The sequence below is a fragment of the Kitasatospora sp. NBC_01539 genome (assembly GCF_045040525.1).
Lineage (GTDB): Bacteria > Actinomycetota > Actinomycetes > Streptomycetales > Streptomycetaceae > Kitasatospora.
The window spans coordinates 1,404,917-1,431,294 of record NZ_CP109390.1; the positions used below are offsets into that span (position 1 = coordinate 1,404,917).

Sequence of the window (26,378 nt, forward strand, 5' to 3'; positions counted from 1 at the left end):
GGGCTGCACCGGGACCGCGCTCCTGCGGTCCGTTCAGTCGGCCTTCGGCGCAGCGGTACTGCGGCGGACCACGAGACGCGGGGTCATGGAGGTCTGCATGGCACGGGTCCGGTGGCCCTCGACCCGCTCCAGGAGCATGCGTGCCGCGGTGGAGCCCATGGTGTGCCCGGCCTGGTCGACGCTGGTGAGCTGCACCGGGGCGAGAGCGGCGACGGCGGTGTTGTTGTACCCGACCAGCGACACGTCGCGGGGGATGGCCAGGCCGAGTTCGTCGGCCGCCCGGTAGACGCCGAGGGCGGCCACGTCGGCACCCGCCATGACGGCCGTCGGCGGGTTGGGGCCGCCCAGCAGTCGGAGGCCTGCGCGGTAGCCGCCCTCGTCGGAGTAGTCCGTGGGGACGACCTCGGCGGAGTCCCGGAGTCCGTGGCGTTCCATCGCCTCCAGGTAGCCACCGGTCAGGACGATCTCCGGGGTGAGCTTCCACCTGCTCGCCCTGGTGCCGGGGGCCGACAGCAGGGCGATCCGGCGGTGCCCCAACGACACGAGGTGGTCGACCACCAGACCCGCACCCAGCCCGTCCGCGTCCACCACGGAGTCGTGGACGTCGGCCGCGTCGTGGTGGCCGATGATCACGGTCGGCACCGTGGCCGCGGTGGCCAGCACCTCGCTGCGCGGACTCCCCGGGGCGATCAGGATGAGCCCGTCCATCTGGCGGTCCACCATCGCGCGGACGGTGCGGGCCTGCCCCTCCGCGCCGAAGCCCGCGGCCCCGATCATCACGGTGTAGTCGCTGTCGCGGAGCTGCTCCTGGACGCCGTCGATGATGTCGGCGAAGAAGGTGTTGCGCATGTTGTCCAGCAGCACGCCTATCGTGTACGTGCGGCCGCGCATGCCGCGTGCAGCCGCGTGCGGACGGTAGTCCAGCTCGGCCATCGCGGCACGGACGCGCTCCTGCATGGCGGGGCTCACCCCGTAGGCGTTGCGCAGCACCTTGGACACCGCGGCCGTGGACACGCCGGCGTGCTGGGCCACGTCCGTGATGGTCACGCGCTTCGAGCGTTTCGCCGATTCCATGCGTGGCACCCCTCCGGTCTCATTGGATGAACAACGTTCTACACGATTCTTGCAGGCCGAAGGGCCGCTGCGGAAGATATGACCGCGACGTTACGCCCTCGTGTCTTGACGCAGCTGGCCCACGCGGGCACTGTAGTGGCACTTCCAGCGAAGAACGTTCTACACAACCGGGACCCCGTCTGAGCGCGTCCCGCCGTCTTCGCCGCGATGCCTCCTCCTCAATGACGCCAGGGAGCACAGCCGTGACCATCTCCTCCGCCCGCCCCGGTAGAGCCCGCCTCGTCGGCCTCACCGCGAGCGCCGCCGCCGTCGTCCTCCTCGCCTCCGCCTGCGGCGGCACCGGCTCGGGCGCCGCCGCCGCGCCGAAGGACTTCAGCTACCTCTCGGTCGTGGAGAACACCACCGTCAAGACGGCCCTCACCACCCTCTCCCAGGGCGCGTGCGCCGAGCAGAACAAGGCCCTGCCGCTCAAGGTCGACACCGTGCCGCAGACCGGCCTCGACCAGAAGCTCCAGCTGCTCGCCGGCCAGGGCGCGCTGCCCGTGCAGTTCGCCGCCGGCAACGCCCCCGCCCTGACCAACCAGCTCTACAAGTCCGGCAAGGTCGCCAACCTGGAGGACGAGCTCACGAAGCTCGGCGTCTACGACCAGATCCAGCCCGCGGCGGTCTCCACCATCAAGGCGCTGTACGAGGGCAAGCTCGCGGTGCTGCCGTACGAGTACAACATCGAGGGCATCTTCTACAACAAGAAGCTGTTCGCCGAGCACGGCCTCTCGGTGCCGAAGACCTGGGACGAGCTGCTCACCGCCTCCGCGAAGCTGCAGGGCGCCGGCGTGCAGCCCTTCGCCGCCTCCGGCCAGCAGGGGTGGCCGATCACCCGTCTCGTCAGCGGCTACCTGTACCGCTCGCTCGGCCCGAACGCGATGGAGCGCATCGCCAACGGCAGTGCCAAGCTGACCGACCCGGAGTACGTGGCCGCCGCCGCGAAGGTCGCCGAGCTCGGCAAGAAGGGCTACTTCGGCCAGGGCGTCGGCTCGATCGACTACGACACCGCGATGAACCAGTTCCTCAGCGGCAAGGCCGGCATGTTCTACATGGGCAGCTGGGCGCTGTCGAACATCGCCGACCCCAAGCAGAACACCGTGGGCGCCGAGAACGTGGGCTTCATGCCCTTCCCGGCGGTCACCGGCGGCAAGGGCGCCATCGACCAGTACCCGTCCAACGTCGGCCTGCCGATCGCCCTGAACGCCAAGAGCTTCGACAAGAACACCGGCGCCTGGGTCAAGTGCATCACCGAGAACTACGGCAGCACCGCGCTGAAGGACCAGGGCACCATCTCCGGTTTCAAGGTCAACACTCCGGTCGCCGACAAGAACGCCGTCACCAAGCAGGTGCGCGAGACGATCGACGCCTCCCGGCAGAACGTCCTCTGGTTCGAGGCGCTGTTCAGCACCAAGGCCACGACCGTGAGCCAGTCCAACGCGGCCTCCCTGGTCACCGGCAGCACCAGCCCCGAGAAGTTCATGCAGCTCGTCCAGGACGCCCAGTCCGGCACGTGAGCCCCGGACGCTGACGGCCCGGGAGCGGCGGCCCCCGCCGCTCCCGGGCCCTCGGCGGAGACCTCCGGGCCGCTCATCCACTACAACGAAGGACACGACCATGCACCGCGTACTCGGTGACCGCAGGGCCATCATGATCCTGGTGGGTCCAGCCCTGCTCGTGTACTCCCTCATCATGCTCGTCCCCATGGTGTGGTCACTGGGGTACGCGTTCACCACGGGCAACGCCATCGACGGCTTCACCTGGAGCGGACTGGAGAACTTCCGGCGCCTGTTCTCCGACTCGACCGTGCACTCGTCCCTGTGGTTCACCGTCAAGTACGCGGTCGTCGTCACCGTCGGCCAGGTCCTGGCCGGCTACGGGCTCGCACTGCTGTACACCTTCTACCTGAAGAAGGCCTCGGCGTTCGTCCGCACCCTGGTCTTCTTCCCCGTCGTGCTGCCGACGGTCGCCGTCGGCCTGCTGTTCCAGAAGTTCTTCCAGGTCGCCCCGCAGACCGGCCCGGTCAACTCGCTGCTGAACATGGTCGGCATCGACTCGATCGACTGGTTCGGCAGCTCCGGCAGCGCGTTCTGGGTCCTGATCATCATGGACATCTGGCGGTCGATGGGCTTCTACGCCGTCCTGCTCTTCGCCGGTCTGGTCGACATCCCCGAGGAGACGCTCGAATCGGCCCGCCTCGACGGCGCCTCCGGCCTGCGCCTGATCCGGCACATCATCCTGCCGCTGTCCTTCCCCGTCCTCATGTCGTCCGTGATCTTCAGCATCAACGGCACCCTCAAGGTCTTCGACTCCGTCGTCGCCCTCACCAACGGCGGCCCCGGCAACACCACCACGCCGCTGACCCTCTACATGTTCCAGACGTCCTTCACCTACAGCGAGTACGGCTACGGCAGCGCGATCGCGCTGCTGCTGACCGTGCTGTGCCTGCTGGTGACCCTGGTCGTCTTCCGCGTCTCGCGGCGCGACCTCACGAAGGGCTGACCCCCATGTCCACCGACGCGCCGCTGCAGGCCGCGGCATCCCGGCCCTCCCGCGGATCCCATCGCTCCCGGCCGCCGAAGCGCCGCCCCCTCGGGAAGCTCTGGGTGAAGGCGGTCATCGGAGTCCTGCTCGTCATCGAGGTCTACCCGCTGGTCTGGATGTTCCTCACCTCGCTGAAGTCCAACAGCGACTACCTCAACAACTCCACCTGGAGCCTGCCCACCACCTGGGAGTGGGGCAACTACACCGCGGCGTGGACCACCGGCCACATCGGCCTGTACGTCCGCAACAGCGTCCTCGCCGTCGTCCCCTCCCTCGCCCTGATCCTCCTCATGGGTGCGGCGGCCGGCTTCGCCCTGCAGATCATGGTGTGGAGGGGGCGCAGCCTGACGCTCCTGATCTTCCTGGCCGGCGTCATGGTGCCCGCCCAGATGATCCTGCTGCCGCTGTTCTCCGTCTACTTCCGCACCGGTCTCTCCGGCACGCTGTGGCCGCTGATCCTCACCTACACCGGCACCGGCCTGCCGCTGACGGTGTTCATGATGGCCACCTACTACAAGTCCGTGCCCCGCGAGGTGTTCGAGGCCTCGACCCTCGACGGTGCGAGCATCCTGCGGTCGTTCTGGACGATCAGCCTGCCGATGATCCGCAACGCCATCCTGACCGTCGGCCTGGTGCAGTTCTTCTTCATCTGGAACGACCTGCTCGTCGCACTGACCTTCACCAACAGCCAGGACCTGCGGACCGTGCAGGTCGGCCTGCTGAACTTCACCGGCGACTTCGGGGCCACGCAGTACGGGCCGCTGTTCGCCGCGATCTGCATCAACGTCGCGGGCACGCTGCTGATCTACCTCTTCCTCAACCAGAAGGTCATGAAGGGCCTCACGGGAGGCGCCGTCAAGGGCTGACGACCGCGCCCCGCCCTCCCCCCTCCCCCTCGCCCGGGGCCGCACCACCCACGTCACGGAAGGTCCCCTTTGTGATGCTCCTCCAGCCTGCCCCGGTGTCGTTCGAGCACCTGCCGGACGGCCTCGGCGCCGGCACCGCCCGGCCGCGCCTGTCCTGGCTCCTCCCGGCCGGCACCGCCGCCCAGGACGGGTACGAGATCGAACTCGGCCGCGACGGACGCACCCACCGCACCGGGCGCGTCGACGGCCCCGGCCGGAGCCTGGTGCCCTGGCCCGGCGAGCCGCTGGCCTCCCGGGAGCGCGTCGCGGTCCGCGTCCGCGTCTGGGCCGGCAGCGGGGAGCCGTCGCCGTGGAGCGAGCCCCGCACCGTCGAGGCCGGTCTGCTGGACGCCGCCGACTGGGCCGCCGTCCCGGTCGGCGGCGCCTGGCCGGAGGACCCCGACTCCGATCGGCGACCCTCCCGCGTCCGCCGGGACTTCGACCTGGCCGCGCCCGTCGAGCGGGCCCGCCTGTACGTGACCGCCCACGGCCTGTACGAGGCCGAGATCAACGGCCGGCGCGTCGGCGACGACGTCCTCGCCCCCGGCTGGACGGTCTACGGCGAGCGCCTTCGGTACCGCACCCACGACGTCACCGACCACCTCGCCGAGGGCGCCAACACCATCGGCGCCTGGCTCGGCGACGGCTGGTACCGCGGCCGGTTCGGCTTCGACGGCGGCACCCGCGACATCTACGGCACCGACCTGTCGCTGATCGCCCAGCTGGAGATCACCCACACCGACGGCACCACCACCGTCGTGGCCACCGACGCCGCCTGGAGCGCCGCCCCGGGCCCGATCCTCACCAGCGGCCTGTACGAGGGCGAGACCTTCGACGCCCGCCTCGACGACCCCGCCTGGTCGACCCCCGGCCGCACGGACACGGACCGGTGGACCCCGGTCGCCACCGGCACCCGCGACCCGCGCACCCTCGTCGCCCCCCAGGGCCCGCCGGTGCGCTGCACCCAGGAGGTCGCCCCCGTCACGGTCACCCGCACACCGGACGGCCGCCACCTCCTCGACTTCGGACAGAACCTCGTCGGACGCCTGCGCATCACCGTCGACGGCCCCGCCGGCACCCGCATCACCCTGCGCCACGCCGAGGTCCTCCAGGACGGCGAACTCGCCACCGCACCCCTGCGCGAGGCCCACGCCCGCGACACCTACGTCCTCGCCGGAGACGGGCCGCGCACCTGGGAGCCGCGGTTCACCCTGCACGGCTTCCGGCACGCCGAGATCACCGGCTGGCCCGGCGACCTCGCCGACGGCGCCGTCACCGCGCGGGTCCACCACACCGACATGCGGCGCACCGGCTGGTTCGAGTGCAGTGACCCGCTGGTCAACCGCCTCCACGAGAACGTCGTGTGGAGCATGCGCGGCAACTTCGTCGACATCCCCACCGACTGCCCCCAGCGCGACGAACGCCTCGGCTGGACGGGCGACCTCCAGGTCTTCGCCCCCACCGCGAGCTTCCTGTACGACTGCGCGGGCATGCTCGACTCCTGGCTCACCGACGTCGGCATCGAACAGCTCCCCGACGGCACCGTCCCCTGGTACGTGCCGGTCATCCCCGGCAACGACGTCTGGACCCCGATCCGGCCCGGCGCCGCCTGGGGCGACGTGGCGGCCCTCACCCCGTGGGTGCTGTACGAGCGCTTCGGCGACCTCGGCCTGCTGCGCCGCCACTACCCGACCGGCCGGGCCTGGGTCGACCTGGTGGAGCGCCTCGCCGGCCCGACCCGGCTGTGGGACACCGGGTTCCAGCTGGGCGACTGGCTCGACCCCATCGCCCCGCCGGACGACCCGGCCGCCGGCCGCACCGACCGCCACCTCGTCGCCACCGCCCACTTCGCCCGCTCCGCCCGCCACCTGGCCCGGTCCGCCCGTGCCCTCGGCCACATCGACGACGCCCGGCGCTACGACGCGCTCGCAGACGAGGTCGCCGCCGCGTTCCGCGACCGGTACGTGCTGCCCTCCGGACGCATGACGAGCGACAGCCCCACGGCGTACTGCCTGGCCATCGCCTTCGACCTGCTCGACGACCCCGCCGCCCGCATGCGCGCCGGCGACCGGCTCGCCGCCCTCGTCCTGCGCGACGACGCCCGCATCGCCACCGGCTTCGTCGGCACGCCGCTCATCTGCGACGCCCTCGCCGAGACCGGGCACCTCGACACCGCGTACCGGCTGCTCACCCAGACCGAGTGCCCCTCCTGGCTCTACACCGTCACCCAGGGCGCCACGACCGTCTGGGAGCGCTGGGACAGCCTGCGCCCCGACGGCACCCTCAACCCCGGCGGCATGACCTCCTTCAACCACTACGCCCTCGGCGCCGTCGCCGACTGGCTGCACCGCACCGTCGGCGGCATCGCCCCCGCCGAGCCCGGCTACCGCACCCTCACCTACCGGCCCCGCCCCGGCGGCGGCATCACCTGGGCGAACACCCGCCACGAGACCCCCTACGGCACGGCCGCGCTCTCCTGGGAGCTGACCGCGGACGGCATGACCGCCCGCATCACCGTGCCCGCCGGCTGCCTCGGCACGGTCGACCTCCCCGGCCTCGCCCCCCTCGTCCTCGGGCCCGGCGAACACACCGTCGACACGGCCGGCGCCGTCGGCGGAACGGACCCGGGCTCCGTCGCCCGGGCCCTCGCGGCCTCCGTGGCACGCCACCGCTCCTAGCCGGGCCCGTGCCCCCGCCGTCACCACCGACGGCGGGGGCACGAGGACGTCACCGTCCTCACCGCCGACCGACCGCGTCCCAGCCGGTCGGGACCGACGCAGTGTCGGTCCCGACCGGCTCTTTGCATGCCCCTGGGCACGGCCTTTCCACGAGTGCCACCCGCTCCACCCCGGCAGGTCCGCGGCCGTGACCGTCATCCGCTCCCGTGAGCAGGGCCCATTGACCCACCCGCGGCCACCTCCTAATATCATCAGTACATCAATGATTGATGCTCCAATCATTAGCGGCGGCTCCCACCAGCGGCCATGCCCCCAACCCGTCCACTCCCCGAGGAGGCCGTATGCCCTCATCCCCCGACCCCTGCCGGCTCGCCGTAGTCGGCGGCGGTATCGGCGGCCTCGCCGCAGCCCTGGCGGCAGCACGCGCGGGGCTGCGCGTGACCCTCGTCGAGCGCGCCGCCGAATTCGGCGAGATCGGAGCCGGCCTCCAGCTGGCCCCCAACGCCTCCAGCGCCCTGGAAGGACTCGGCGTCCTGGCCGACGTGCAGCGCACGGCCGTGACGCCACCCCGCCTGGTGATGATGGACGCCCTCAGCGGCAACCGGATCACCGAACTCGACCTGCGCAGCGCGGCCTACCGCGAACGCTTCCGGCACCCCTACCTGGTCACCCACCGCACTGACCTCCACGCGGCACTGCTCGCAGCCTGTCGCGCCCACCCCCGCGTCACCCTGTTCACCGGCCACACCGTCACCCACGCGGAACAGGACGGCTCCCGGGTGCACCTGCACTTCGAGGAGACCACCGCCGTCCTCACCGCCTCGGCCGTCGTGGCCGCCGACGGCCTGCACTCCCGGCTGCGCCGCGCACTGGTCGGCGACGGCGACCCCGTCTGCTCCCGGTACGTCGCCTACCGCGGCACACTGCCGACCGGCAGGATGACCGGCCAGATGGCCCGGCACGCCGCGTCCGAAGCGGTGATGGTGTGGGCCGGCCCGCGGATGCACCTCGTGCAGTACCCCGTCCGTCGGGGCGAGCTGTACAACCAGGTGGCCGTTTTCGAGAGCGACCACTACACGCCCGACTCGGACGACTGGGGCACCGAAGCGGAGCTGGAGGAGCGCTTCACCGGCACGTGCGACGCCGTCCGCGATGCGCTGCCGCTGTTCTCCAGGGAACGCCGCTGGCCGCTGTTCGACCGGCGCCCCCTCGACACCTGGGTCCACGGCCGGATCGCCCTGCTCGGCGACGCGGCCCATCCGATGCTCCAGTACCTCGCCCAGGGTGCGGGCCAGGCACTGGAGGACGCCGTGGCCCTCGGCCGGGCGCTGGAGGAGTTCACCGATGTGGCGGGCGCCCTGGCCGCCTACGCCGAGCGGCGCCGGGAACGCGCGGCCCGCATCCAGACCGGTGCCCACCGGTTCGGTGAGATCTGCCACGTGGAAGGCATGGGCGCCACCCTTCGCAACGCCCTGCTCGGCGGGCGCTCCCCCGACGACTTCGACGACATCTCGTGGGTGTGGACACCGGCCCCCGAGACCATGCCCGTCGCCTGACACCCACCGGGAGAACATCATGACCGACGACGACGTCTACGAGGCGCTGGAAGACCTCGGCGCCGCCCCGCTGTGGCGCTTCTACGGCAACCTCTTCCCCGCCGAACCCCGCAGCCGGGCCGTCCCGTACCGGTGGAGCTGGCGGGAACTGCGCCCGCACCTGCTGCACTTCTCGCAGACGCTCTCCCTCGACGAGGCGGAGCGCCGGGTCCTCATGCTCGTCAACCCCGGCCTCACGGACCCGCCGGCCACCGTCAACACCCTCTACGCCGGCCTCCAGGTCATCCTCCCCGGCGAGACCGCCCAGGCGCACCGGCACACCTCCAACGCCTTCCGCTTCATCCTGGAGGGCAGCGGCGCCTGGACCACCGTCAACGGCGAACGCGTCGGCATGGCACCCGGCGACCTGCTCCTGACGCCCGGCTGGCACTGGCACGACCACACCCACCGGGGCGACGCGCCGATGATCTGGCTCGACGCCCTCGACTACCCCCTCGTCAACGCGCTGGAAGCCGGCTTCTACGAGAAGTACCCGCAACGCCTGCAGCCGGTCACCCGCCCCGACGACGCGGGCAGCCGCCAGTTCCTGCACGGCCGCCTCACCCCGGCCTGGCTGACCCAGGACGGCCCCAACTCCCCCGTCACCCGGTACACCTGGACGGAGACCGCCCGCGCCCTGGACGCCGTCGCGGACACCGCCGAGGGCAGCGGCGTCGACGGCATCGTGCTGGAGTACACCAACCCCTGGACCGGCGGCCCCGTCATGCCCACCATCGGCTGCCGGATCCACCGCCTGCGCCCCGGCTTCCGGGGAGCCGGCCGCCGCCACACCGCCTCCACCGTATTCAGCGTGGTCCGCGGTGAAGGCGCCACCGTCGTCGACGGCGTACGCCTCGACTGGTCCGAGCACGACACCTTCGCCGTCCCGGGCTGGGCCTCGTACCGGCACCTCAACACCTCCTCCCGGGACGCCGTGCTCTTCTCCTACAGCGACGAACCCGTCATGCGCTCCCTCGGGCTCTACCGCTCCGAGACGGCCGACCCCGGCGCCTGAACCCTCCCCGCCCACCATCCACGCAAGGAACCCCGCATGCGCCTCGCCCTCTTCGGCCACGGCCGACTCGGCGTCATCGACGGCGACGAGCTGGTCGACGTCACCGAACAACTCGCCGGCCCGGGGCCCTACGGCCCCGCAGGCCCCCTGCACCGGCACATCGAGCAGCTGGCCGCAGGCAAGGTCCACCAGCCCGACCTCACCACCGCACCCCGTACGCCCCTGCCGGGGACGGCACTCGAAGCACCCCTCCCGCTCCCCGGCAAAATCGTCGGAGCACCTGTCAACTACCTCGACCACAAGGCCGAGATGGAGTACACCACCTCGGTCGCCGAACTCGGTGTCTTCCTCAAGGCCAACTCCTCCGTCATCGGCCCGGGCCAGGACATCGTCCTGCCCTACGACGACAAGCGGACCGACCAGGAGGGCGAACTCGGCGTCGTCATCGGCCGCACCGCCTCCCACGTCACCGCCGACGAGGCGCTGTCGTACGTCTTCGGATACACCTGCCTGCTCGACATCACCGTCCGCTCCGACGAGGACCGCTCCACCCGCAAGTCCTTCGACACCTTCACCCCCATCGGCCCGTGGATCGTCACCGCCGACGAGATCCCCGACCCCGACGCGCTCGACCTGCGCTGCGACGTCGGCGGCACCACCCGCCAGCGCACCAACACCGCCGACCTCATCTTCGGCGTGCGCGAACTCATCGCCTACACCAGTTCGGTGATGACCCTGTACCCCGGCGACGTCATCGCGACCGGTACGCCCGCCGGCGTCGGCCCGCTCGGCCACGGCGACCGCGTCGTGGTCGACATCGAACGCGTCGGCCGCCTGGAGGTCGGCGTGGACGCCTCCCGCGCCACCCCGTACGGCCGACGCCCCGGACGGCGCCCGGCACCCACACCGCCGAACTGACACCCGGGCCGTGGCGGCCGAGGTGGTGCCGTCGGATTGTAAACTCGCGGCGGAGCCCGCCCGCGACCGGAGCGGCGCCACCTCGGCCGGAGAAGGACGAAGCATTGGTACGCGCGCTCGACCTGGAAGACTACGTCGGGCATCTCATCCGTCGTGCGGAACAGGTGCACACCGCCCTGTGGGCGGCCCACGTCTCACGGGAGGTCACCTCCCAGCAGTTCGCGGTTCTCAACGCCCTGGCCCGAGACCCCGGCATCGACCAGCGCACCCTCGCCACCGCCACCTCCCTGGACCGCTCCACGGTCAACCACATCGTCCGCAGGTTGACCGACCAGCGGTACGTCACCCAGGTACGGGACGAGGAGGACCGCAGGCGCACTCTCGTGGACCTCACGCCGGACGGCGAGCAACTCCTCGGCAGCCTCATCCCGGCCGCCGAAAACGTGAACGAACAGCTCCTGGAAGCACTGCCGGCCGCCGAGCGTGACCTCGCCGTCAGCGTCCTTCGGAAGATCTCCCACCTGGACGGCGCCGTCGGACGTTGAGCGCGGGGAAGCCTCCCCGCCGCCCTCTCCGACCAGGACGCACCGCGAGAAGCGATCAGGCTGTCGTGGCGCCTGCCGGCGAGCACCGGATGCGAGGAGGCTGGTCAGCTCGGCGACAGCCCCCGGGGAGGGCTTGAACTCGCGGTAGCCGTAGGCGTCCCGGATCTCCCACGCGTGCTCGTACCGGTTCTGCCGCCGCACCCCGTACGCGGCGAACTCGTCCGGCTCCATGCCGAACTGCTCGGCCGCGAACCGCACGACCGCGGCGGGCACGGCAGACAGGTCCCCGGTCGGGAACACCCCGAGCATCCGCACACGACCCCACTGCGCCGCCCGCCCCAACCGCTTCGCCGGGCCCCGCTTCGCGCGGGCCGGACCGAGGGGCTGCGCGTCCTGCCGGCACGCCGGTCCGAAGGCGAGCCGCCGGGCCGCCGCCCGGGCGATGCGTGCCTGTCGGGCTCGGCACCGACACCGCCGGGCGGCCGCGTGCTCCGGCGGTGTACCGGTGGGCGCGGGCGGTCACCCGCTACCTCGGGGTCACACTCTCGCGGAGCGTCAGGGGCGCAGCGGTGCGTGCGGCGACCTCGTCGGCGGTGGTGCCCGGTGCCGTCTCCACGAGGACCAGTCCACGGGGTGTGACGTCCAGGACACCGAGGTCGGTGATGATGCGGTGGACGCATGCCCGGCCGGTGAGCGGCAGCGAGCACTCCTGGACGATCTTGGGGGTGCCGTCCTTGGCGGTGTGCTCCATGAGGACGACGACCCGGCGGGCGCCGTGGACGAGGTCCATGGCACCGCCCATGCCCTTGACCATCTTGCCGGGGATCATCCAGTTCGCGAGATCACCGCGGGCCGAGACCTGCATGGCCCCGAGGATCGCAGCGTCGATGTGGCCGCCGCGGATCATGCCGAAGGAGAGCGAGGAGTCGAAGAACGCCGCTCCGGGCAGGGCGGTCACGGTCTCCTTGCCTGCGTTGATCAGGTCGGGGTCGACGTCGGGGTCGTCCGGGTAGGGGCCGACACCGAGGATGCCGTTCTCCGACTGCAGTACCACGTCGATGCCCGGCGGCAGGTGGTTGGGGACGAGGGTCGGGAGTCCGATGCCCAGGTTCACGTAGGAGCCGTCGGTCAGCTCCGTGGCCGCGCGGGCCGCCATCTCGTTGCGGTTCCAGGGCATCAGGGTCCCACCGTTCCGTGCGTTGCCGAGGTCGTGCGTCGTTCGACGGCCTTGTCGGCGGCCTGGTCCCCGGTGAGGGCGACGACGCGCTGGACGAAGACGCCGGGCAGATGGATCTCGTCGGCCTCCAGCTCACCCGGCTCGACGAGCCGCTCGACCTCGGCGACGGTGATCCGGCCGGCCATGGCCGCGAGCGGGTTGAAGTTGCGCGCGGACTTGTTGAAGACGAGGTTGCCGTGGCGGTCGCCCTTGGCGGCCCTGACCAGCGCGAAGTCCGTGGTGATCCCCCGTTCCATCACGTAGTGGAGTCCGTCGAACTCCCGGATCTCCTTTGCAGGGGAGCACACGTGGACGCTGCCGTCGGGGTGGTGGCGCCAGGGCAGTCCGCCGTCGGCGACCTGGGTGCCGACGCCGGCCGGCGTGTAGAACGCGGGGATTCCGCAGCCACCGGCTCGCAGCCGCTCGGCCAGCGTGCCCTGGGGGACGAGTTCCACTTCGAGCTCGCCGCCGAGGTACTGGCGGGCGAACTCCTTGTTCTCGCCCACGTAGCTTCCGGTGACCCGGGCGATGCGCCCCGCGGCCAGGAGCAGGCCCAGACCCGCGCCGTCCACGCCGCAGTTGTTGGAGACCACGCCGAGTCCGGATGCGCCCTGGTCGTGGAGTGCCGAGATGAGGACGGTCGGCACCCCGCTGAGGCCGAATCCTCCGACGGCCAGTGACGCACCGTCGGGGATGTCCGAGACCGCCGCTGCGGCACTCTGTCGAACCTTGTCCACGTGCTGGGTTCCTTTCAGGCCTCGGGGGATGGTTCGCGCAGCGCGTCGGAGACGGCTTTGGCGCCGCCGTGCGCGGTGTAGCCGCCGTCGACGGGGATTTCCGCTCCGGTGAGGTAGGAGGAGTCGTCCGAGATCAGGAAGACGACGAGAGGGGCGACTTCCTCCGGTGCCCCGGTGCGGCCGAGCGGTGTCAGTCGCCGGCTGGCCTCGCGGAAGGCGGGCGGGGCCGAGGCGGTCATCGGTGTCTCGATGAAGCCGGGGTGCACGAGGTTGACCCGGATGCCGCGTGGGCCGAGTTCGACGCAGGCGGCCTTGGACACGCCGCGAAGAGCCCTCCCTCCTCGCCCGCCTTCGGCGAGGAGGGGCCCACGCTAGCGGTGTAGGCGACCGGGTAGTGGCCGGTGAGGCCGGCGGCGGAGCCGATGTTGACGATCGAGGAGCCGGGTGGCATCAGCGGGCCGAGTTTCTGCATCCCGAGCAGCGGGCCGAGGACGTTCACCGCCTGGACCTCGTGGAAATCCGCCGGCCGGATGTCCCCGAGCCGGGCCCGCCGGGTGATGCCGGCGTTGTTGACGAGCCCGTCCACACGTCCGTGGCGTTCGCCCAGCCGGTCGGCGAGGGCGGTCCAGTCGTCGGAGGAGGTGACGTCGAGGCGGCGGATGCCCGGACCGTCCACCACGTCGGTGGCGATGACCTCTGCCCCCTGGTCGGCGAGGGCGCGCGCCATCGCCGCCCCCTGTCCCTGTGCGGCACCGGTGACCACGACGACCTTGCCGCGCAGCCGGTCGGCCGTCACGGCCGGGTCCGGGGGCGCTTGCGGGCGGCGGGGACCGGGAGGGGTCCGGTGCCGGGGACCACGGTGTTGGAGACGGTGCCGATGCCCTGGACGGTGAGGGTGACGGTGTCACCCGGCTGCAGGGGGGCCGGGTCCTGCACTCCCCGCAGTCCCCACAGTTCGGCGAGGCAGCCGCCGTTGCCGCAGGTGCCGGAGCCGAGCACGTCACCGGGGCGGACCGCGGTGCCGCGGGAGGCGTAGGCGACGAGGTCCTCGAAGGTCCAGCCCATGTTGGAGAGCAGGTCACGGCCGACCACCGTGCCGTTGACCTCGGCGGTCAGGGCGAGGCGCAGGAATCCGTCGACGTCGCGGTGGGGTTCGAGTTCGTCGGCCGTGACCAGCCAGGGGCCGAGTGTGGTGGCGGTGTCCTTGCCCTTGCAGGGACCGAGGCCGACCTTCATCTCGCGGGACTGCAGATCGCGAGCGGACCAGTCGTTGAAGACGGTGTAGCCGACGATGTGGTCGCGGGCCTGTTCCGGCGTCAGGTCGCGGCCCTCGCGGCCGATGACGGCGGCGACCTCCAGCTCGAAGTCGAGCACGGACGAGCCGGGCGGCATCGGCACGTCGTCGTGGGCGCCGATGACGGCGTAGGGGTTTCCGAAGTAGAAGGTGGGCGCTTCGTACCAGGCAGCGGGCACGCCGCCGACCCCCTCCACGCTGCGCCGCACGCCCTCGACGTGTTCCTCGAACGCGACGAAGTCGCGGATCGTGGGCGGCTGGAGAGGAGGCAGCAGGCGCACGGCGGCCAGGTCCGGGCCTGCGAGGCCCTCCAGGGCTTCCTCGCCTGCACGGAGCAGGGCCGGCAGCCCGGCGCGGACCAGGTGGAGCAGGTCGACGTCGGCCGGCAGCGGGTGCAGGCGGTCTCCGTCGAGCACGCCGCAGCGGCGTTCGCCGTCGTACTCGTAGGTGGCCAGGCGCATGGGGTTCCTCGGGTGGGTGGCGGTAGGCGCGGGACGGGTCCGGTGCCCGGCGGGCCGTGTCAGGGTGCGGCCCGGCCTCCGGGCACCGGAGCTGGGGTCAGACGGGCGGGGCGGTGAAGCAGCCGCGGTCGACGTCGTTGAACGACTCCTTGGCGACGATCTCGCTCATCGCGTTGGCGGTGCCCCACTGGTCGGTGACCTCGGGCTGCGAGAAGTCGTAGACGTGCGGGTGCCAGGTGTCCTCGTCGAGTTCCTCCAGCTCGGTGGTGTACTCCACCGTGTTGCCGTGCGGGTCGAGGAAGTACGAGAACGTGTTGTTGCCCGCCAGGTGGCGGCCGGGGCCCCAGATCTTGCGGGCGCCCGAGCGCAGGACCCGGCCGGTGCCGTACATGTACTCGTCGACGCCGCGCAGTTCGAAGGAGACGTGGTGCAGCGAGGTGTGCGGGCCCCTGGCGATGGCCATGGAGTGGTGCTGGTTGCTGATCCGCATGAAGTGCATGACCTCGCCCATGTGCGGGGAGGCGAGGCTGTCGGAGAGCGCGAAGCCGAGGTGCTGCTCGTACCAGGCGCGGGTGCGGTCCAGGTCGGGCGAGTTGACGACGACGTGGGAGAGGCGGACGGGGATCGACTCCTTCTCCTCGACCCTGCGGTGCAGGCGCGGCGCGACGTCGGCGCTGACCTCGACGGTGCGGCCGTCGACGTCGAAGAAACGGAAGCCGTGACCGCCGCCGGGGGTGTCGACCGCACCGGGGCGGCTGATCAGCTGCACGCCGCCGGCCAGCAGTTGCTCGGCGAGCGTGTCGACGTCGCCAGGGGTGGCGGCGCCGTAGGAGATGAGGTCGAGGCGCTTCTCCTCGGCCCTGCGCAGGCGCACCACGTACTGCTCGGGGGAGCCCTCGGCTGCGAGGAAGGCGATGCCGCTGTCCTCGGCGACCTTGGTGAGGCCCCAGACGCCGGCGTAGAAGTCGAGCTGCTTGTCGTAGTCGGGCACGGCGAGGTCGACGTGCCGCAGATGGGTGAGCAGACGGGTCATGGCGGTTCCTCCTCAGCCGAGGCCCAGCAGGGCTGCGGCGTTGCCGCCGCGGACGGCGTGGTGGTCGGGGTCGGGCAGGCCGGCGGCGGTGAGGGCGCCGAGCGGGTCGCCGGTGCCCATGTCGAAGGGGAAGTCGGAGCCGAGGAGCACCCGGCCGGCTCCGGCCGACTCGATCAACTGCCTCAGCACGGACGGGTCGTGGACCAGGGAGTCGAACCACAGGTCCTTGAGGTAGCTGCTGGGCTCGCGGGCGCAGCCGCGGGCGTCGGGGCGGGCGCGCCAGGCGTGGTCGGAGCGGCCGATGTGGGTGGGGAGGTAGCCGCCGCCGTGCGCGGCGACGATCCTCAGGCCGGGGTGGCGGTCGAGGACGCCGGAGAAGATCAGGTGGGAGAGCGCGACGGCGTTCTCGGTGGGCTGGCCGACGGTGTTGGAGAGGTACCAGCGGTCGAGGCGTTCGTCGAGGGTGCAGCCGAAGGGGTGGAGGAAGAGGATCGCGCCGGTGGCGGCGGCGCGGGCCCAGAAGGGTTCCAGGCGCGGGTCGGAGAGTTCGACGCCCGGAGCGTGGCTGGAGATCTCCACGCCGAGCAGACCGCCGTCCAGGGCGTGGTCGAGCGCCTCCACCGCGAGGTGGGGGTGCTGGAGGGGGACGAGTCCGAGGCCGCGCAGCCGTTCGGGGGCTTTGGCGCAGTGGTCCGCGGTAACGCGGTCGGCGGTCTGCCACACCTGGCGGGCGGTCGTCTCGTCGGCCCAGTAGTGGTAGTGCGAGGGCGACGGGCTGACCAGTTGGACGTCGACGCCCTGGGCGTCCATGGCCGCCAGGCGGGCGGTGACGTCGGTGAGCAGCGGGATGCGCTCGCGCACCATGGGGCCGCTGACGGCGAGGGCCTCGGGGCCGTTGCGGCGGGCGTCCAGGGCGCGGGCCTCCGCGAGGGCCGGGGCGTCGGCGACGAGGGCCTCGACCTCGGGCAGCAGCAGGTGGGCGTGGACGTCCACGGTGGGGGCGGTCACGACGGGCGTGGTCACGGCAGCTCCTTGAGGACGTTCATGGTGCGGCCCATCAGGCCGGGGACGTCGGCGTCCCGGACGCCGTCGAGCATCCACTGGCCGAGCCGGCAGGAGTTGTCGACGACCATGCGCACGCGCGCGATGCGGCGGGCGTGGTAGTCGAGGAGCAGCTGCTCGTCGAACTCGTCCTTGGAGGTGAGGATCTGGGCGAGCACCCAGGCGTCCTCCAGGGACATCGCGGCGCCCTGGGCGAGGGTGGGCGGGCAGGCGTGGGCGGCGTCGCCGACCAGGACGACGCGGCCGCGGTGCCAGGGGCCCTCGACGAGGTGGCGGTCGAACCAGGTGTAGTTGACCTGCTCGGGGTCGGTGATGCTCGCGGCGATCTCGTTCCAGTGGCCGCCGTATCCGGCGGCGAGGCGGCGCATCTCGTCGGCGTAGGTGGCCGGGTCGATGGTCGCCCGGTCGCGCTTGGGCTCGACGAGGTAGGCGTAGACGGTGTCGGGGCCGGTCGGGCAGTAGCCGGCGATGTAGCAGGGGCCGCCGTAGGCGAGGTCGGTGCGCTCGACGCCGGACGGGCGCGGGGCGGGGGTGCGCCAGATGGCCATGCCGGTGGGTTCGGGGCGCTCGGTGATGCCGATCATGGCGCGGGTGGCGGAGCCGATGCCGTCGGCTCCGACGACGAGGTCGTAGCGGCCGCCGGTGCCGTCGTCGAAGCGGACCCACACGCCGGTGTCGTCCGACTCCAGGGATTCGACGGTGGTGCCGAGGCGGACCTTCGTGCCGGAGGCACTCACGGCGTCGATCAGGATGCGCTGCAGCCGGGGGCGCTGCATGCCGAGGGTGGCGGGCAGGTCGTCACCACCGGTGCGCACGTCACGGGCGACGTGCAGCACGGTGCCGTCGGGGGCGGTGATGCCCACCGAGCCGAAGCCGAAGCCCGCTGCGCGGACCTGCTCCCAGACACCGATCTCGCGCAGCACGCGCAGGGCGTTGCCCTGCAGGGTGATGCCGGAGCCGGAGACGTTCCAGTCGGCCTTGGCCTCGACGAGGTCGACGTCGATGCCGGACCTGCGCAGCAGCACGGCGAGGCCGTTGCCTGCGGTGCCACCGCCGACCACGAGGACGGAGCTGACGCTTGCCATGTGTGACTCCCTGACGGGTGAGCCGCGCTGCATCGAGCGGCGGACGGGAGAGGGGGGTGGGGCGGGGCGGGAAGGGGTGCGGGGCCGGCCGGCGGCTGTCCGGGGGTGACCGGCCGGCCCCTGTCGGGGGTTACTTGACGGCGACCGGGTTGACCGGGGAGCCGACGGCGCCGGTGATCGGCAGGGGGGCGGCGGTGAGCCAGAACTCGTACACGCCGTCGTCCGCGCAGTGCGCCGCGAGGGCGTCCGGATCCCACATCTCGCCGATCAGCAGGCCGATGTGGGGGATGGCGACCTGGTGCAGCGGCTGGAAGGCCTCGTCGAACTCGTTGGGCCGCACCTCGAAGCCCCAGGTGTCGGTGGCGACGGCGGCGATCTCGGTGCGGTGCAGCCAGCCGGCGGTGGTGAACGACAGTCCGGGGGCGGCGCCGCCGGCGTAGTCGCCCCAGCCCTCGCGGCGGGCGTGGGTGAGCTGTCCGGTGCGGATCACCACGATGTCGCCCCGGCCGACCGTCGAACTCGGTCCCTGGGCCTCGATGGTGGCGCGCAGGTGGGCTTCGGTGACCGCGAAGCCGTCCGGGAGTTCGCCGTCGGTGCCGAGGGCCCGGCCGACGTCCAGCAGCACCCCGCGGCCGGCGACGTGCGCGGCCATGTGCTCGATGCCGGTGACGAGGTCGCCCTCGGAGGTCACGGTGGTGGCGGCGTCTCGGCCGTTCCACGCCCTGCCGTGGTCGAAGATGTGGCCGAGGCCGTCCCACTGGGTGGAGCACTGCAGCGGCATGGAGATGACGTCGTCGGCGCCGCCGATGCCGTGCGGGAACGGCTGGTGGCCGGCGGCGGCGTCGGTGCCGGTGTCGAGCATGGTGTGCACGGGGTTGGTGCGCCGGCGCCAGCCCTTCTGAGGGCCGTTCATGTCGAAGCGCTGGGAGAGCGAGAAGCTGACGCCCTGCCGGACGAGCGCGGCGCCCTGCAGGCGCTTGGCCGCGTCGAGGTGGTTGAGGGTGCCGAGCCGGTCGTCGTCGCCCCAGCGGCCCCAGTTGGAGTGCGCGGCGGCGGCCTTGGCGATCTCTCCGACGGGGTCGGTGCGGTCGGGGGCGCTCATCGCTGCTCCGCGACGCACCGGGTGCGCTGGGCACCGAGGCCGGTGACGGTGCCGTCCATGACGTCGCCGTCGCGCAGCAGGCGGCCCCAGTGCATGCCGTTGCCGGCCGGGCTGCCGGTGAGGACGAGGTCGCCGGGGAGCAGCGTGGTGGTCTGCGAGGCGTAGGAGACCATCCGCGCCACGTCGAAGATCATGTCCTTGGTGGACTCGTCCTGCATGGTCTCGCCGTTGAGGGTGAGGGTGACCTGCAGACCGGAGGGGTCGGCGACGAAGGCGGCGGGCACGAGGTAGGGGCCGAGCGGGGTGAAGCCCGGGGCGTTCTTGCTGCGCAGCCAGTCGGTGCCGATCTCCGGCATGTCCTTGCGGAAGATCAGTTCGCGGGCGGTGAGGTCGTTCGCGATGGTGTACGCGGCGACGTGCTCCAGTGCTTCCCCGGGGCTGACGCGGTACGCGGGCCGGCCGATGACGGCGGTCAGCTCCAGCTCCCAGTCCGGCTTCTCGCACCACGCGGGCAGCACCACGTCGTCGTACGGGCCGGTGATCGAGGACGGCAGGCCGATGAACATGTACGGCTGGTCCTCGGCGGCCCGGCGGTCCATCATCGCCGCGACGTCCGCCCGCGCCTGCTCGACCGTACGCGGGTCGTCCGCGGAGCGGTGGGCCAGGGCCAGGTCGATCACGTGCTGCCGGTAGTTGGCCCCGGACTGCAGCATCTGCCGCGGCTCGACCGGCGGCAGGGTCCGCAGGCCCTCCAGCGGCCGCCACGACCGGTCCGCGTCCCCGGCCAGAACGCGCAGGACGGACAGGGCCTCGTCCCAGCGTTCCAGCAGGTCACGGGTGGTGGTGGGGTTCCCCAGCCCGGAGACGCCGCCGAGGTCGAGCACGAGGCCGCCGGCCACCAGGCCGGGGAAGGGCCTGCCGTCGCCGCCGGCGAACATGCCGAGGGCGAAGGGGCCGGCGAGTTGCGCGTGTGTTGCCACGAGGTTTCCTCCTGATGCGATGCGACTAATGTGGCCCCCGATCCGGCAATCATGGAAATCGATTCTCTGGATGCCAGGCATCCACTGGACAAATGCAATGGCGGAACCCTCGATGAACCTTGCAACCCTCGACCTGAACCTCGTCCCCGCCCTGCGAGCGCTCCTGGAGGAGCGCAACGTCACCCGCGCCGGCGCCAGGATGGGTCTCAGCCAGCCGGCCATGAGCGCCGCCCTCGCCCGGCTGCGCAAACACTTCGGCGACGACCTGCTCTCCCGCACCGGCAACAGCTACACCCTCACCCCGCTCGGTACCGCCCTGCTGGAACTCACCTCCACCACATGCGAGTTGCTGGAACGTGTCTTCACCTGCCAGGCGTCCTTCGACCCCACCGTGGAGCGGCGCGAGTTCACCCTGCTCGCCTCCGACTACGCCGTCGCCGTCTTCGGCACAGAGCTGGCCCGGGTCGTGCACGACGAGGCACCGGCCGTCCGGCTGCGCTTCCTCCAGGTCGGACCGGCCCTCGTCGAGTCGATCGGCACCTCGCTCGGCTCGGTGGACGGCCTGCTGATGCCGCACGGCGTGATCAGCGGTTTCCCCTCCACGGACCTCTTCGCGGACCGCTGGGTCTGCCTGGTCGCCGACGACCACCCCGAGGTCGGCCACCACCTCACCCTGGACGACCTCGCCCGCCTGCCCTGGGCCGTCTACCAGCGCACCCACGACGCACCCGCCGCCCGCCAGCTCTCCCTGCTCGGCATCGAGGCCCGCGTCGAGGTGTCCGTGGAGACCTTCCAACTGCTGCCCGCCATGGTCGCCGGCACCACCCGCGTCGCCCTCGTCCAGGAACGCCTGGCGGCCCGGCTCGGTCCGCACAGCGGCGTCCGCACCCTGCCGTGCCCGTTCGACGCCGTACCGCTCACCGAGGCCCTGTGGTGGCACCCCGCCCACACCCGGGACGCGGCCCACACCTGGCTGCGCGAGACCGCCGCCCGGGTCGGGGCGGCCCTGTGAGACGGCGGTATCCGTCCCGCGGATGACACGCATCCGCACAAGCGATCGGCACGGGCATTCCCACTCCGGCGGAACACCCGCAGGATGGCTGCCACCCGCCGGAACGCCACCCGGCCGGCCCCACCGTGCCCGGAGCCACCTGCCCCGCGCGCGTCGGCGTGCCGGCTTCCGTCCCCGTGCCCGGCCGCGGTCCCCACCCGTCCGAACGGAGCCGCCATGTCCTTCCCCTCCCCCGCACCCGGCACGAGATCGCTGCCCGCCCCCGAGGCCGGCACGCCCACCGGCACCCGTTCCATGGCGGTCCTGCTGATGATCGGCAGCTGCCTGCCCGTCCTGGGCGCCGTCCTCATCGCCCCCGTCCTGCCCCGGATGCAGGACCACTTCCAGAACACGCCCGGCGCCGACGTCCTCGTGCCGGTCGCCCTCACCGTGCCCGCCCTCGCCCTCGGCCTGCTCGCCCCGTTCGCCGGCGTCATCGTCGACCGGCTCGGCCGCACACGGCTGCTGACCGCCGCCACCGCGGCCTACGCCGTCCTGGGCACCGCGCCGCTCTACCTGGACTCCCTGGGCGCGATCGTCGCCAGCCGCGCCCTGGTCGGCATCGCCGAGGCCGCCATCATCACCTGCTGCACCACCCTCATCGGCGACCACTGGTCCGGACGGCAACGCGAACGCCTCCTCGCCGTCCAGACCATGTGCGCCTCGCTGTCCGCCACCGTCTTCTTCGCCCTCGGCGGAGCCGTCGGCGCAGCCGGCTGGCGCGCCCCGTTCTGGGCGTACGCCGCAGCCCTGCTGCTCGCACCGCTGATGGCCGCCCGGCTGCGCCCGGCACCGGCGGAGGCCACCCCGGAGGAGGGGCACGAGCCGGGGCGGGCGTTCCCGTGGCGCCGTCTCGCCGCACCCTGCGCACTGACCTTCTTCGGCGCCGTCGTCTTCTACACCGTGCCGGTGGAGATGGCCTACCTGCTGGACGACCTCGGCATCACCTCGACCGCCACGGTGGGTCTGGCCGCCGCCTGCGCGAGCGCCGCCACCGTCGCCGGGGCCGCCGCCTTCTCCCGCCTCGCCTCGCGCACCGAGGCACTGCTGCCGTACGTGTTCGCGCTCTGCGCCGCCGGCTTCGGCCTCATGTGCCTCGCGGACGGCGTCCCGCTGCTGGTGGCGGGCGCGATCGTCAACTGCCTGGGCACCGGCATGCTGCTGCCCGCCCTGCTCACCCGCACCATGGCCCTGCTGCAGCACGGCGACCGCGGACGCGGCAGCGGCCTGTGGAACAGTGCCTTCTTCCTGGGCGAGTTCCTGTGCCCGCTCGCACTGATCGCCGTCGCCCACGTCACCGGCACCCTGGCCGGCGCCGTGGGCGTGCTCGCCGCCGCCACCGCCCTGACCGCCGCGGGGCTCCTCGCCACCCGCATCCGGATCCCCCGACCGGCGGCTGCCCCCGGCGGCACGGCCGCCTGACGACGAAGCAGCCCGACGGGCCGACCGCGCCGGCTCCGCGGTCGGCCCATCGGAGGAACGAGAGGTGACGGGATGAGCGGGTCGGCGGTCGGCGGGTCGGTCATGGAACGCGTGGTGCGCATCGTCGAGGCGTTCGGGCCCGACAGCCCGGTCCTCGGCGTGTCCGAACTCTCACGCATGACCGGCCTGCACGTGGCCACGGTCTCCCGGTACGCCGACGGTCTGGTGACCGCGGGCTGGCTGGAGCGGGACGAGCAGCGAAGGCTTCGCGCAGGGGTGCGCCTGTGGGAGGTCGCATCCCGCGCCTCCGCCGTCAGCGGACTCCGCGGGGCGGCGATGCCGTTCATGGAGGACCTCAGCGCCGTCCACCGGCATCACGTGCAGCTGGGCGTGCTGAAGGGGCATGACGTCCTGTTCGTCGAACGGCTCGGTTCGGCGCCGGCCGTCGCCCCGGTGAACGAGGTCGCCGGACGGCTGCCGTTGCACGCCTCGTCGGCCGGGCTGGTCCTGCTCGCCTTCGCCCCCGTGTCGTTGCAGGACGAGGTACTGTCCGGACCGCTCCACGCGTTCACCGGGCGCACCATCACCGACCCGGCGCAACTGCGCCGGGTGCTGGCACAGGTCAGGTCGACGGGGCATGCGACATGCGCCGGGCACCTCGTCACAGGTGCGTGTTCCGTCGCCGTCCCGGTGCGCGACCGGTCGGGTGCCGTGGTTGCGGCGATGTCCCTGATCATGCCCGACGACGGGTCGGCGCACCTGTGCGTACCCGGCCTCCGGGCCGCGTGCCTGGGCATCGGACGCTCGCTCGGGGTGCCCGATCCACGTCGGGAACGGGCGGCCTCCGCGTGACGGTGGCCCGGCCCGGCACCGGCCGCAGGCAACGCGTCCGCGGCCCGTGGACGCAGCACGACATGCGGCATCAGGTCGGCTCCGCCGGCTCGGTGCCGCTTCCGCATGAGCGGCGCCCGTCCCCGGCGTCGGACACCGACCGCCCTACCCTCTCCGGCCGACGGCCTGGCCGGGCCCGGCGCGGCCGCGGGAATGTGACACTGCGGCCATGGCCGAGCCCCCGCAGCCGTGCGCAGGCTGCGGGGGCTCCGACTCGAACAGCGGCGCGGATCAGATGGTGAACGCCCGCTGGACGGCCAGGTCACGGGAGGAGTGCCCCGCGTAGACGGTGTGGAGACCCGGGGTGAGCGACCAGCCGCCGGACTTCCACACGGACAGGTCCGTCGCGGTCACGGTGAAGGTCAGGCGGGTACTGGCCCTGGGGGCGAGCTGGATCTTGCGGTAGCCGACGAGGCGCCGGGGCTCGGCATCGGCGGCGGCGGGCAGGGCCGCGTAGAGCTGGACGACGTGCCAGCCGGTGCGTGAGCCGGAGTTGGTGGCGGTGACGCTGACGGTGAGGGTCCTGGCGGTGGAGTCGTAGGCGGTGGTGAGGTCGCCGAGGGCGAAGCTGGTGTAGGACAGGCCGTGGCCGAACGGGAACAGCGGGCTCTGGCCGTTGCGGTCGTAGAAGCGGTAGCCGACCGCGATGTCCTCGTCGAAGGCCACGGTGGTGCCGTTCCCGGGGTAGGTCGCCGTGGTGCCGCCGGGGCCCTGGGTGGCGCCCGCGGGGAAGGTGACGGGCAGTCGGCCTGCCGGGTCGGCGTCCCCGAAGAGGACGGCGGCCAGGGCCGTGCCCATGCCCCGGCCCCCGTACCAGGCCTGCAGGACTGCGGCCGTGCTGCCGAGCCAGGGCATGGCGACCGGTCCGTCGGTGTTGAGGACGACCACGGTGCGGGGGTTCGCGGCGGCGACCGCGGCGATCAGCTGGTCCTGGTCACCGGGCAGGCTGAGGCCCGCGTGGTCCATGTCCTCGCCGGCGATCCGGTTGGCGAAGACGACGGCGACGTCGGCGGCCTTGGCTGCCGCGACGGCTGCCGCGATGAGCGAGTCGGGCTGCCAGCCGAGGGTGAGGCCGCACTGGCCGTACTGGGCGGTGGCGTTGGTGTAGGTGACGTCGATGCCGACGGGGGTGCCGGCGGTGAGCGTGGTGGTGCCCTGCAGCGGGTAGTCGAACGGGCCGAGGAAGAAGCGCCGCATGTGCCGGGTACCGGAGACGACCGTGCTGCCGTCGACGGTCAGGGTGGCGGTACCGGAGGGCAGCAGCGAGAAGCGGTGCAGGCCGGTGGCGGTGGGGGTGAGGGTGCCGGTGAAGCGCGCGGACCAGATCGGGGGCAGCGAGGTCAGCGGCGTCTGCGAGAAGTCGAGGTTCGCCACGATCTGCGTGGCGATGGGCGTGCCCGTGGCCTGGGGGCCGGCGTAGTAGCTGACGGTGAGGCCCGCGGTGCCGTCGGGGGTGCGCAGCACGGTGGTGGGGACGGGGCTGAGCGGGACGTCGCCGACGGTGCCCGGGGTGTACGTGACAAGGGTGCTGCCGGCCCGGTTGCGGATGGCCTGGAGCGGCGTCGTCCAGGCGCCGGGGTCGACGTAGGTGGAGCCGGAGATGCCGGTGACCGCGCCGGTGTCGGCGGGGCCGATGACGGCGATGGAGGTGGGCGCGGCCAGTGGCAGGGCCTGGTTGCGGTTGCGCAGCAGGACGGTGCTCTGGACGGCCAGGTCGTGGGCGAGGTCCTGGTGGGCCTGGGTGCTGACGTTCGCCGCGGGGGCGGGCAGCGGGTTGTCGAACAGGCCTGCGGCGAACATCGTGGTCAGGATGCGGCCGGCGGCGTCGTCCAGCCGTGCCGTGCTGACGCCGGAGACGATGCTGCCGGCAGGGGTCTGGACGCCGCCGGGGCCGAGGCCGGCGAGGTCCATGCCCGCGCGGACCGCGGCGACCTGGTCGTCGCCCGCCCAGAAGTCGGGCACGGTGTAGCCCTGCAGGCCGATGGTGGTCTTGAGGTCGGCGAACAGGGTGGGGTTCTGGGTGGCGAACGTGCCGTTGATCTTCGGGTAGGACATCATCACCGAGGTGAGCGGGGTGGTGGCGATGACCCGCCGGAAGGGCGCCTCGTAGATCTCGTGGAGGGCACGGTCGGACACCGAGACGTTGACGGACATGCGGTCCGTCTCCTGGGTGTAGGCGGAGAAGTGCTTCACGGTGGCGACGACGCCCTGCTGCTGCATCCGCGCGGTGAGGCTCGCGGCCAGGGTCCCGGCGAGGTACGGGTCCTCGCCCATGCCCTCGGCCTGGCGGCCGGAGCGCCAGTGGCGGGTGATGTCGATGGTGGGGGCGAGCAGGTTGTTGTAGCCCTTGGCGCGGCCCTCGGCACCGAGCGCCTCACCGAGGGCGCCGGCACGCTCGGGGTCGAAGGTGGCGGCCTGTGCGACGGGGACGGGGAACGCCGTGACGCCGCTCTCGCCCCGCAGGCCGGCGGAGGCGTCGGCCATGGTGAGCGCGGGGATGCCGAGAGAGGCGAGAGCAGCGAAGTCGCAGCGGACGAGCGCTTCCTTCTGCGCGGGAGTCATCACGGCGAGGAGCTGGGCGGCGCGGCTCCGGGGGCTGGTTCCCTGCGCCGCCACCGACGCGGTGCGGGGGGTCGCAGCGACGGCGGGTGCCACCGTGGTGGCGAGGGAGGTCAGGACGGCTGTGGTGAGGAATGCACGACGGTGCATGCGGATCTCCGATCGGTCA

General features: G+C 72.4%; 21 protein-coding genes and 2 pseudogenes. 11 read left to right on the forward strand and 12 right to left on the reverse strand.

The window, feature by feature from the left end:
- Positions 1-33: 33 nt before the first annotated feature.
- On the reverse strand, positions 34-1,047 hold the full coding sequence (locus OG335_RS05965) for a LacI family DNA-binding transcriptional regulator (protein WP_405009944.1): 1,014 nt from the start codon (positions 1,045-1,047) through the stop codon (positions 34-36).
- A gap of 269 nt (positions 1,048-1,316) precedes the next feature.
- Here OG335_RS05965 and OG335_RS05970 point away from each other — a divergent pair, with 269 nt between their 5' ends.
- The 8 genes from OG335_RS05970 to OG335_RS06005 all read left to right on the forward strand — a co-directional run bounded on the left by OG335_RS05970 (position 1,317) and on the right by OG335_RS06005 (position 11,316).
- A complete protein-coding gene (locus tag OG335_RS05970; RefSeq protein WP_405009945.1) occupies positions 1,317-2,633 on the forward strand; it encodes an ABC transporter substrate-binding protein in 1,317 nt (438 codons plus the stop codon).
- 100 nt (positions 2,634-2,733) lie between these two features.
- Positions 2,734-3,618, forward strand: a complete 885-nt coding sequence (locus OG335_RS05975; RefSeq protein WP_405009946.1) for a carbohydrate ABC transporter permease — start codon at positions 2,734-2,736, stop codon at positions 3,616-3,618.
- Positions 3,619-3,623: 5 nt separating this feature from the next.
- Positions 3,624-4,526: a carbohydrate ABC transporter permease gene (locus OG335_RS05980; RefSeq protein ID WP_405009947.1), complete on the forward strand. Its 903-nt coding sequence runs from the start codon at positions 3,624-3,626 to the stop codon at positions 4,524-4,526.
- 74 nt (positions 4,527-4,600) lie between these two features.
- Positions 4,601-7,243, forward strand: a complete 2,643-nt coding sequence (locus OG335_RS05985) for a family 78 glycoside hydrolase catalytic domain (RefSeq protein WP_405009948.1) — start codon at positions 4,601-4,603, stop codon at positions 7,241-7,243.
- A gap of 341 nt (positions 7,244-7,584) precedes the next feature.
- Complete coding sequence (locus tag OG335_RS05990; RefSeq protein WP_405009949.1) at positions 7,585-8,799, forward strand: FAD-dependent monooxygenase; 1,215 nt, start codon at positions 7,585-7,587, stop codon at positions 8,797-8,799.
- A gap of 19 nt (positions 8,800-8,818) precedes the next feature.
- Entirely contained in the window at positions 8,819-9,853 is a 1,035-nt protein-coding gene (locus OG335_RS05995; RefSeq protein ID WP_405009950.1) for a cupin domain-containing protein, read from the forward strand.
- A 36-nt stretch (positions 9,854-9,889) separates the two neighbouring features.
- Complete coding sequence (locus OG335_RS06000) at positions 9,890-10,771, forward strand: fumarylacetoacetate hydrolase family protein (protein WP_405009951.1); 882 nt, start codon at positions 9,890-9,892, stop codon at positions 10,769-10,771.
- A gap of 104 nt (positions 10,772-10,875) precedes the next feature.
- On the forward strand, positions 10,876-11,316 hold the full coding sequence (locus tag OG335_RS06005) for a MarR family winged helix-turn-helix transcriptional regulator (protein ID WP_405009952.1): 441 nt from the start codon (positions 10,876-10,878) through the stop codon (positions 11,314-11,316).
- A gap of 87 nt (positions 11,317-11,403) precedes the next feature.
- On the opposite strand, the pseudogene OG335_RS06010 reads toward OG335_RS06005, so the two are convergent.
- The 10 genes and pseudogenes from OG335_RS06010 to OG335_RS06055 all read right to left on the reverse strand — a co-directional run.
- Positions 11,404-11,760, reverse strand: a pseudogene (locus tag OG335_RS06010) (DUF4158 domain-containing protein); the annotation flags it as partial.
- 82 nt (positions 11,761-11,842) lie between these two features.
- Positions 11,843-12,493, reverse strand: coding sequence for a 3-oxoacid CoA-transferase subunit B (locus tag OG335_RS06015; RefSeq protein WP_405009953.1), 651 nt, complete (start codon positions 12,491-12,493; stop codon positions 11,843-11,845).
- On the reverse strand, positions 12,493-13,269 hold the full coding sequence (locus tag OG335_RS06020; RefSeq protein WP_405009954.1) for a CoA transferase subunit A: 777 nt from the start codon (positions 13,267-13,269) through the stop codon (positions 12,493-12,495). The genes OG335_RS06015 and OG335_RS06020 overlap by 1 nt, the downstream gene beginning before the upstream one ends.
- Positions 13,270-13,283: 14 nt before the next feature.
- Positions 13,284-13,996: pseudogene (locus tag OG335_RS06025) on the reverse strand (SDR family oxidoreductase).
- A gap of 65 nt (positions 13,997-14,061) precedes the next feature.
- Positions 14,062-15,024, reverse strand: coding sequence for a fumarylacetoacetate hydrolase family protein (locus tag OG335_RS06030; RefSeq protein WP_405009955.1), 963 nt, complete (start codon positions 15,022-15,024; stop codon positions 14,062-14,064).
- Between the two features lie 97 nt (positions 15,025-15,121).
- Complete coding sequence (locus tag OG335_RS06035; RefSeq protein WP_405009956.1) at positions 15,122-16,057, reverse strand: VOC family protein; 936 nt, start codon at positions 16,055-16,057, stop codon at positions 15,122-15,124.
- A gap of 12 nt (positions 16,058-16,069) precedes the next feature.
- Positions 16,070-17,080: an amidohydrolase family protein gene (locus tag OG335_RS06040; protein ID WP_405009957.1), complete on the reverse strand. Its 1,011-nt coding sequence runs from the start codon at positions 17,078-17,080 to the stop codon at positions 16,070-16,072.
- Complete coding sequence (locus OG335_RS06045) at positions 17,077-18,204, reverse strand: FAD-dependent oxidoreductase (protein WP_405009958.1); 1,128 nt, start codon at positions 18,202-18,204, stop codon at positions 17,077-17,079. Before OG335_RS06045 ends, OG335_RS06040 begins: the two co-directional genes overlap by 4 nt.
- A gap of 130 nt (positions 18,205-18,334) precedes the next feature.
- Positions 18,335-19,306: a cyclase family protein gene (locus OG335_RS06050; protein WP_405009959.1), complete on the reverse strand. Its 972-nt coding sequence runs from the start codon at positions 19,304-19,306 to the stop codon at positions 18,335-18,337.
- The gene (locus OG335_RS06055) at positions 19,303-20,244 is read right to left on the reverse strand and encodes a fumarylacetoacetate hydrolase family protein (protein ID WP_405015319.1); all 942 of its coding nucleotides are present in this window, start codon (positions 20,242-20,244) and stop codon (positions 19,303-19,305) included. The genes OG335_RS06050 and OG335_RS06055 overlap by 4 nt, the downstream gene beginning before the upstream one ends.
- A 154-nt stretch (positions 20,245-20,398) precedes the next feature.
- On the opposite strand from OG335_RS06055, the gene OG335_RS06060 reads away from it, so the two are divergent.
- From OG335_RS06060 to OG335_RS06070, 3 genes are all read left to right on the forward strand, one after another.
- A complete protein-coding gene (locus OG335_RS06060; RefSeq protein WP_405009960.1) occupies positions 20,399-21,298 on the forward strand; it encodes a LysR family transcriptional regulator in 900 nt (299 codons plus the stop codon).
- 216 nt (positions 21,299-21,514) lie between these two features.
- Positions 21,515-22,759, forward strand: coding sequence for an MFS transporter (locus OG335_RS06065; RefSeq protein ID WP_405009961.1), 1,245 nt, complete (start codon positions 21,515-21,517; stop codon positions 22,757-22,759).
- Between the two features lie 72 nt (positions 22,760-22,831).
- Complete coding sequence (locus OG335_RS06070) at positions 22,832-23,611, forward strand: IclR family transcriptional regulator (RefSeq protein ID WP_405009962.1); 780 nt, start codon at positions 22,832-22,834, stop codon at positions 23,609-23,611.
- 270 nt (positions 23,612-23,881) lie between these two features.
- Here the strand turns inward: OG335_RS06070 and OG335_RS06075 are convergent, their stop codons facing one another.
- On the reverse strand, positions 23,882-26,359 hold the full coding sequence (locus tag OG335_RS06075; protein WP_405009963.1) for a beta-glucosidase H: 2,478 nt from the start codon (positions 26,357-26,359) through the stop codon (positions 23,882-23,884).
- Between the last annotated feature and the right edge of the window lie 19 nt (positions 26,360-26,378).

Bases quoted from the DNA above. Each gene is read 5' to 3' on its own strand.
- OG335_RS05975 (WP_405009946.1), top strand. From the start codon at position 2,734: ATGCACCGCGTACTCGGTGACCGCAGGGCCATCATGATCCTGGTGGGT.
- OG335_RS05980 (WP_405009947.1), top strand. From the start codon at position 3,624: ATGTCCACCGACGCGCCGCTGCAGGCCGCGGCATCCCGGCCCTCCCGC.
- OG335_RS05985 (WP_405009948.1), top strand. From the start codon at position 4,601: ATGCTCCTCCAGCCTGCCCCGGTGTCGTTCGAGCACCTGCCGGACGGC.
- OG335_RS05990 (WP_405009949.1), top strand. From the start codon at position 7,585: ATGCCCTCATCCCCCGACCCCTGCCGGCTCGCCGTAGTCGGCGGCGGT.
- OG335_RS05995 (WP_405009950.1), top strand. From the start codon at position 8,819: ATGACCGACGACGACGTCTACGAGGCGCTGGAAGACCTCGGCGCCGCC.
- OG335_RS06000 (WP_405009951.1), top strand. From the start codon at position 9,890: ATGCGCCTCGCCCTCTTCGGCCACGGCCGACTCGGCGTCATCGACGGC.
- OG335_RS06015 (WP_405009953.1), bottom strand. From the start codon at position 12,493: ATGCCCTGGAACCGCAACGAGATGGCGGCCCGCGCGGCCACGGAGCTG.
- OG335_RS06030 (WP_405009955.1), bottom strand. From the start codon at position 15,024: ATGCGCCTGGCCACCTACGAGTACGACGGCGAACGCCGCTGCGGCGTG.
- OG335_RS06035 (WP_405009956.1), bottom strand. From the start codon at position 16,057: ATGACCCGTCTGCTCACCCATCTGCGGCACGTCGACCTCGCCGTGCCC.
- OG335_RS06045 (WP_405009958.1), bottom strand. From the start codon at position 18,204: ATGGCAAGCGTCAGCTCCGTCCTCGTGGTCGGCGGTGGCACCGCAGGC.
- OG335_RS06050 (WP_405009959.1), bottom strand. From the start codon at position 19,306: ATGAGCGCCCCCGACCGCACCGACCCCGTCGGAGAGATCGCCAAGGCC.
- OG335_RS06055 (WP_405015319.1), bottom strand. From the start codon at position 20,244: ATGTTCGCCGGCGGCGACGGCAGGCCCTTCCCCGGCCTGGTGGCCGGC.
- OG335_RS06060 (WP_405009960.1), top strand. From the start codon at position 20,399: ATGAACCTTGCAACCCTCGACCTGAACCTCGTCCCCGCCCTGCGAGCG.
- OG335_RS06065 (WP_405009961.1), top strand. From the start codon at position 21,515: ATGTCCTTCCCCTCCCCCGCACCCGGCACGAGATCGCTGCCCGCCCCC.
- OG335_RS06070 (WP_405009962.1), top strand. From the start codon at position 22,832: ATGAGCGGGTCGGCGGTCGGCGGGTCGGTCATGGAACGCGTGGTGCGC.
- OG335_RS06075 (WP_405009963.1), bottom strand. From the start codon at position 26,359: ATGCACCGTCGTGCATTCCTCACCACAGCCGTCCTGACCTCCCTCGCC.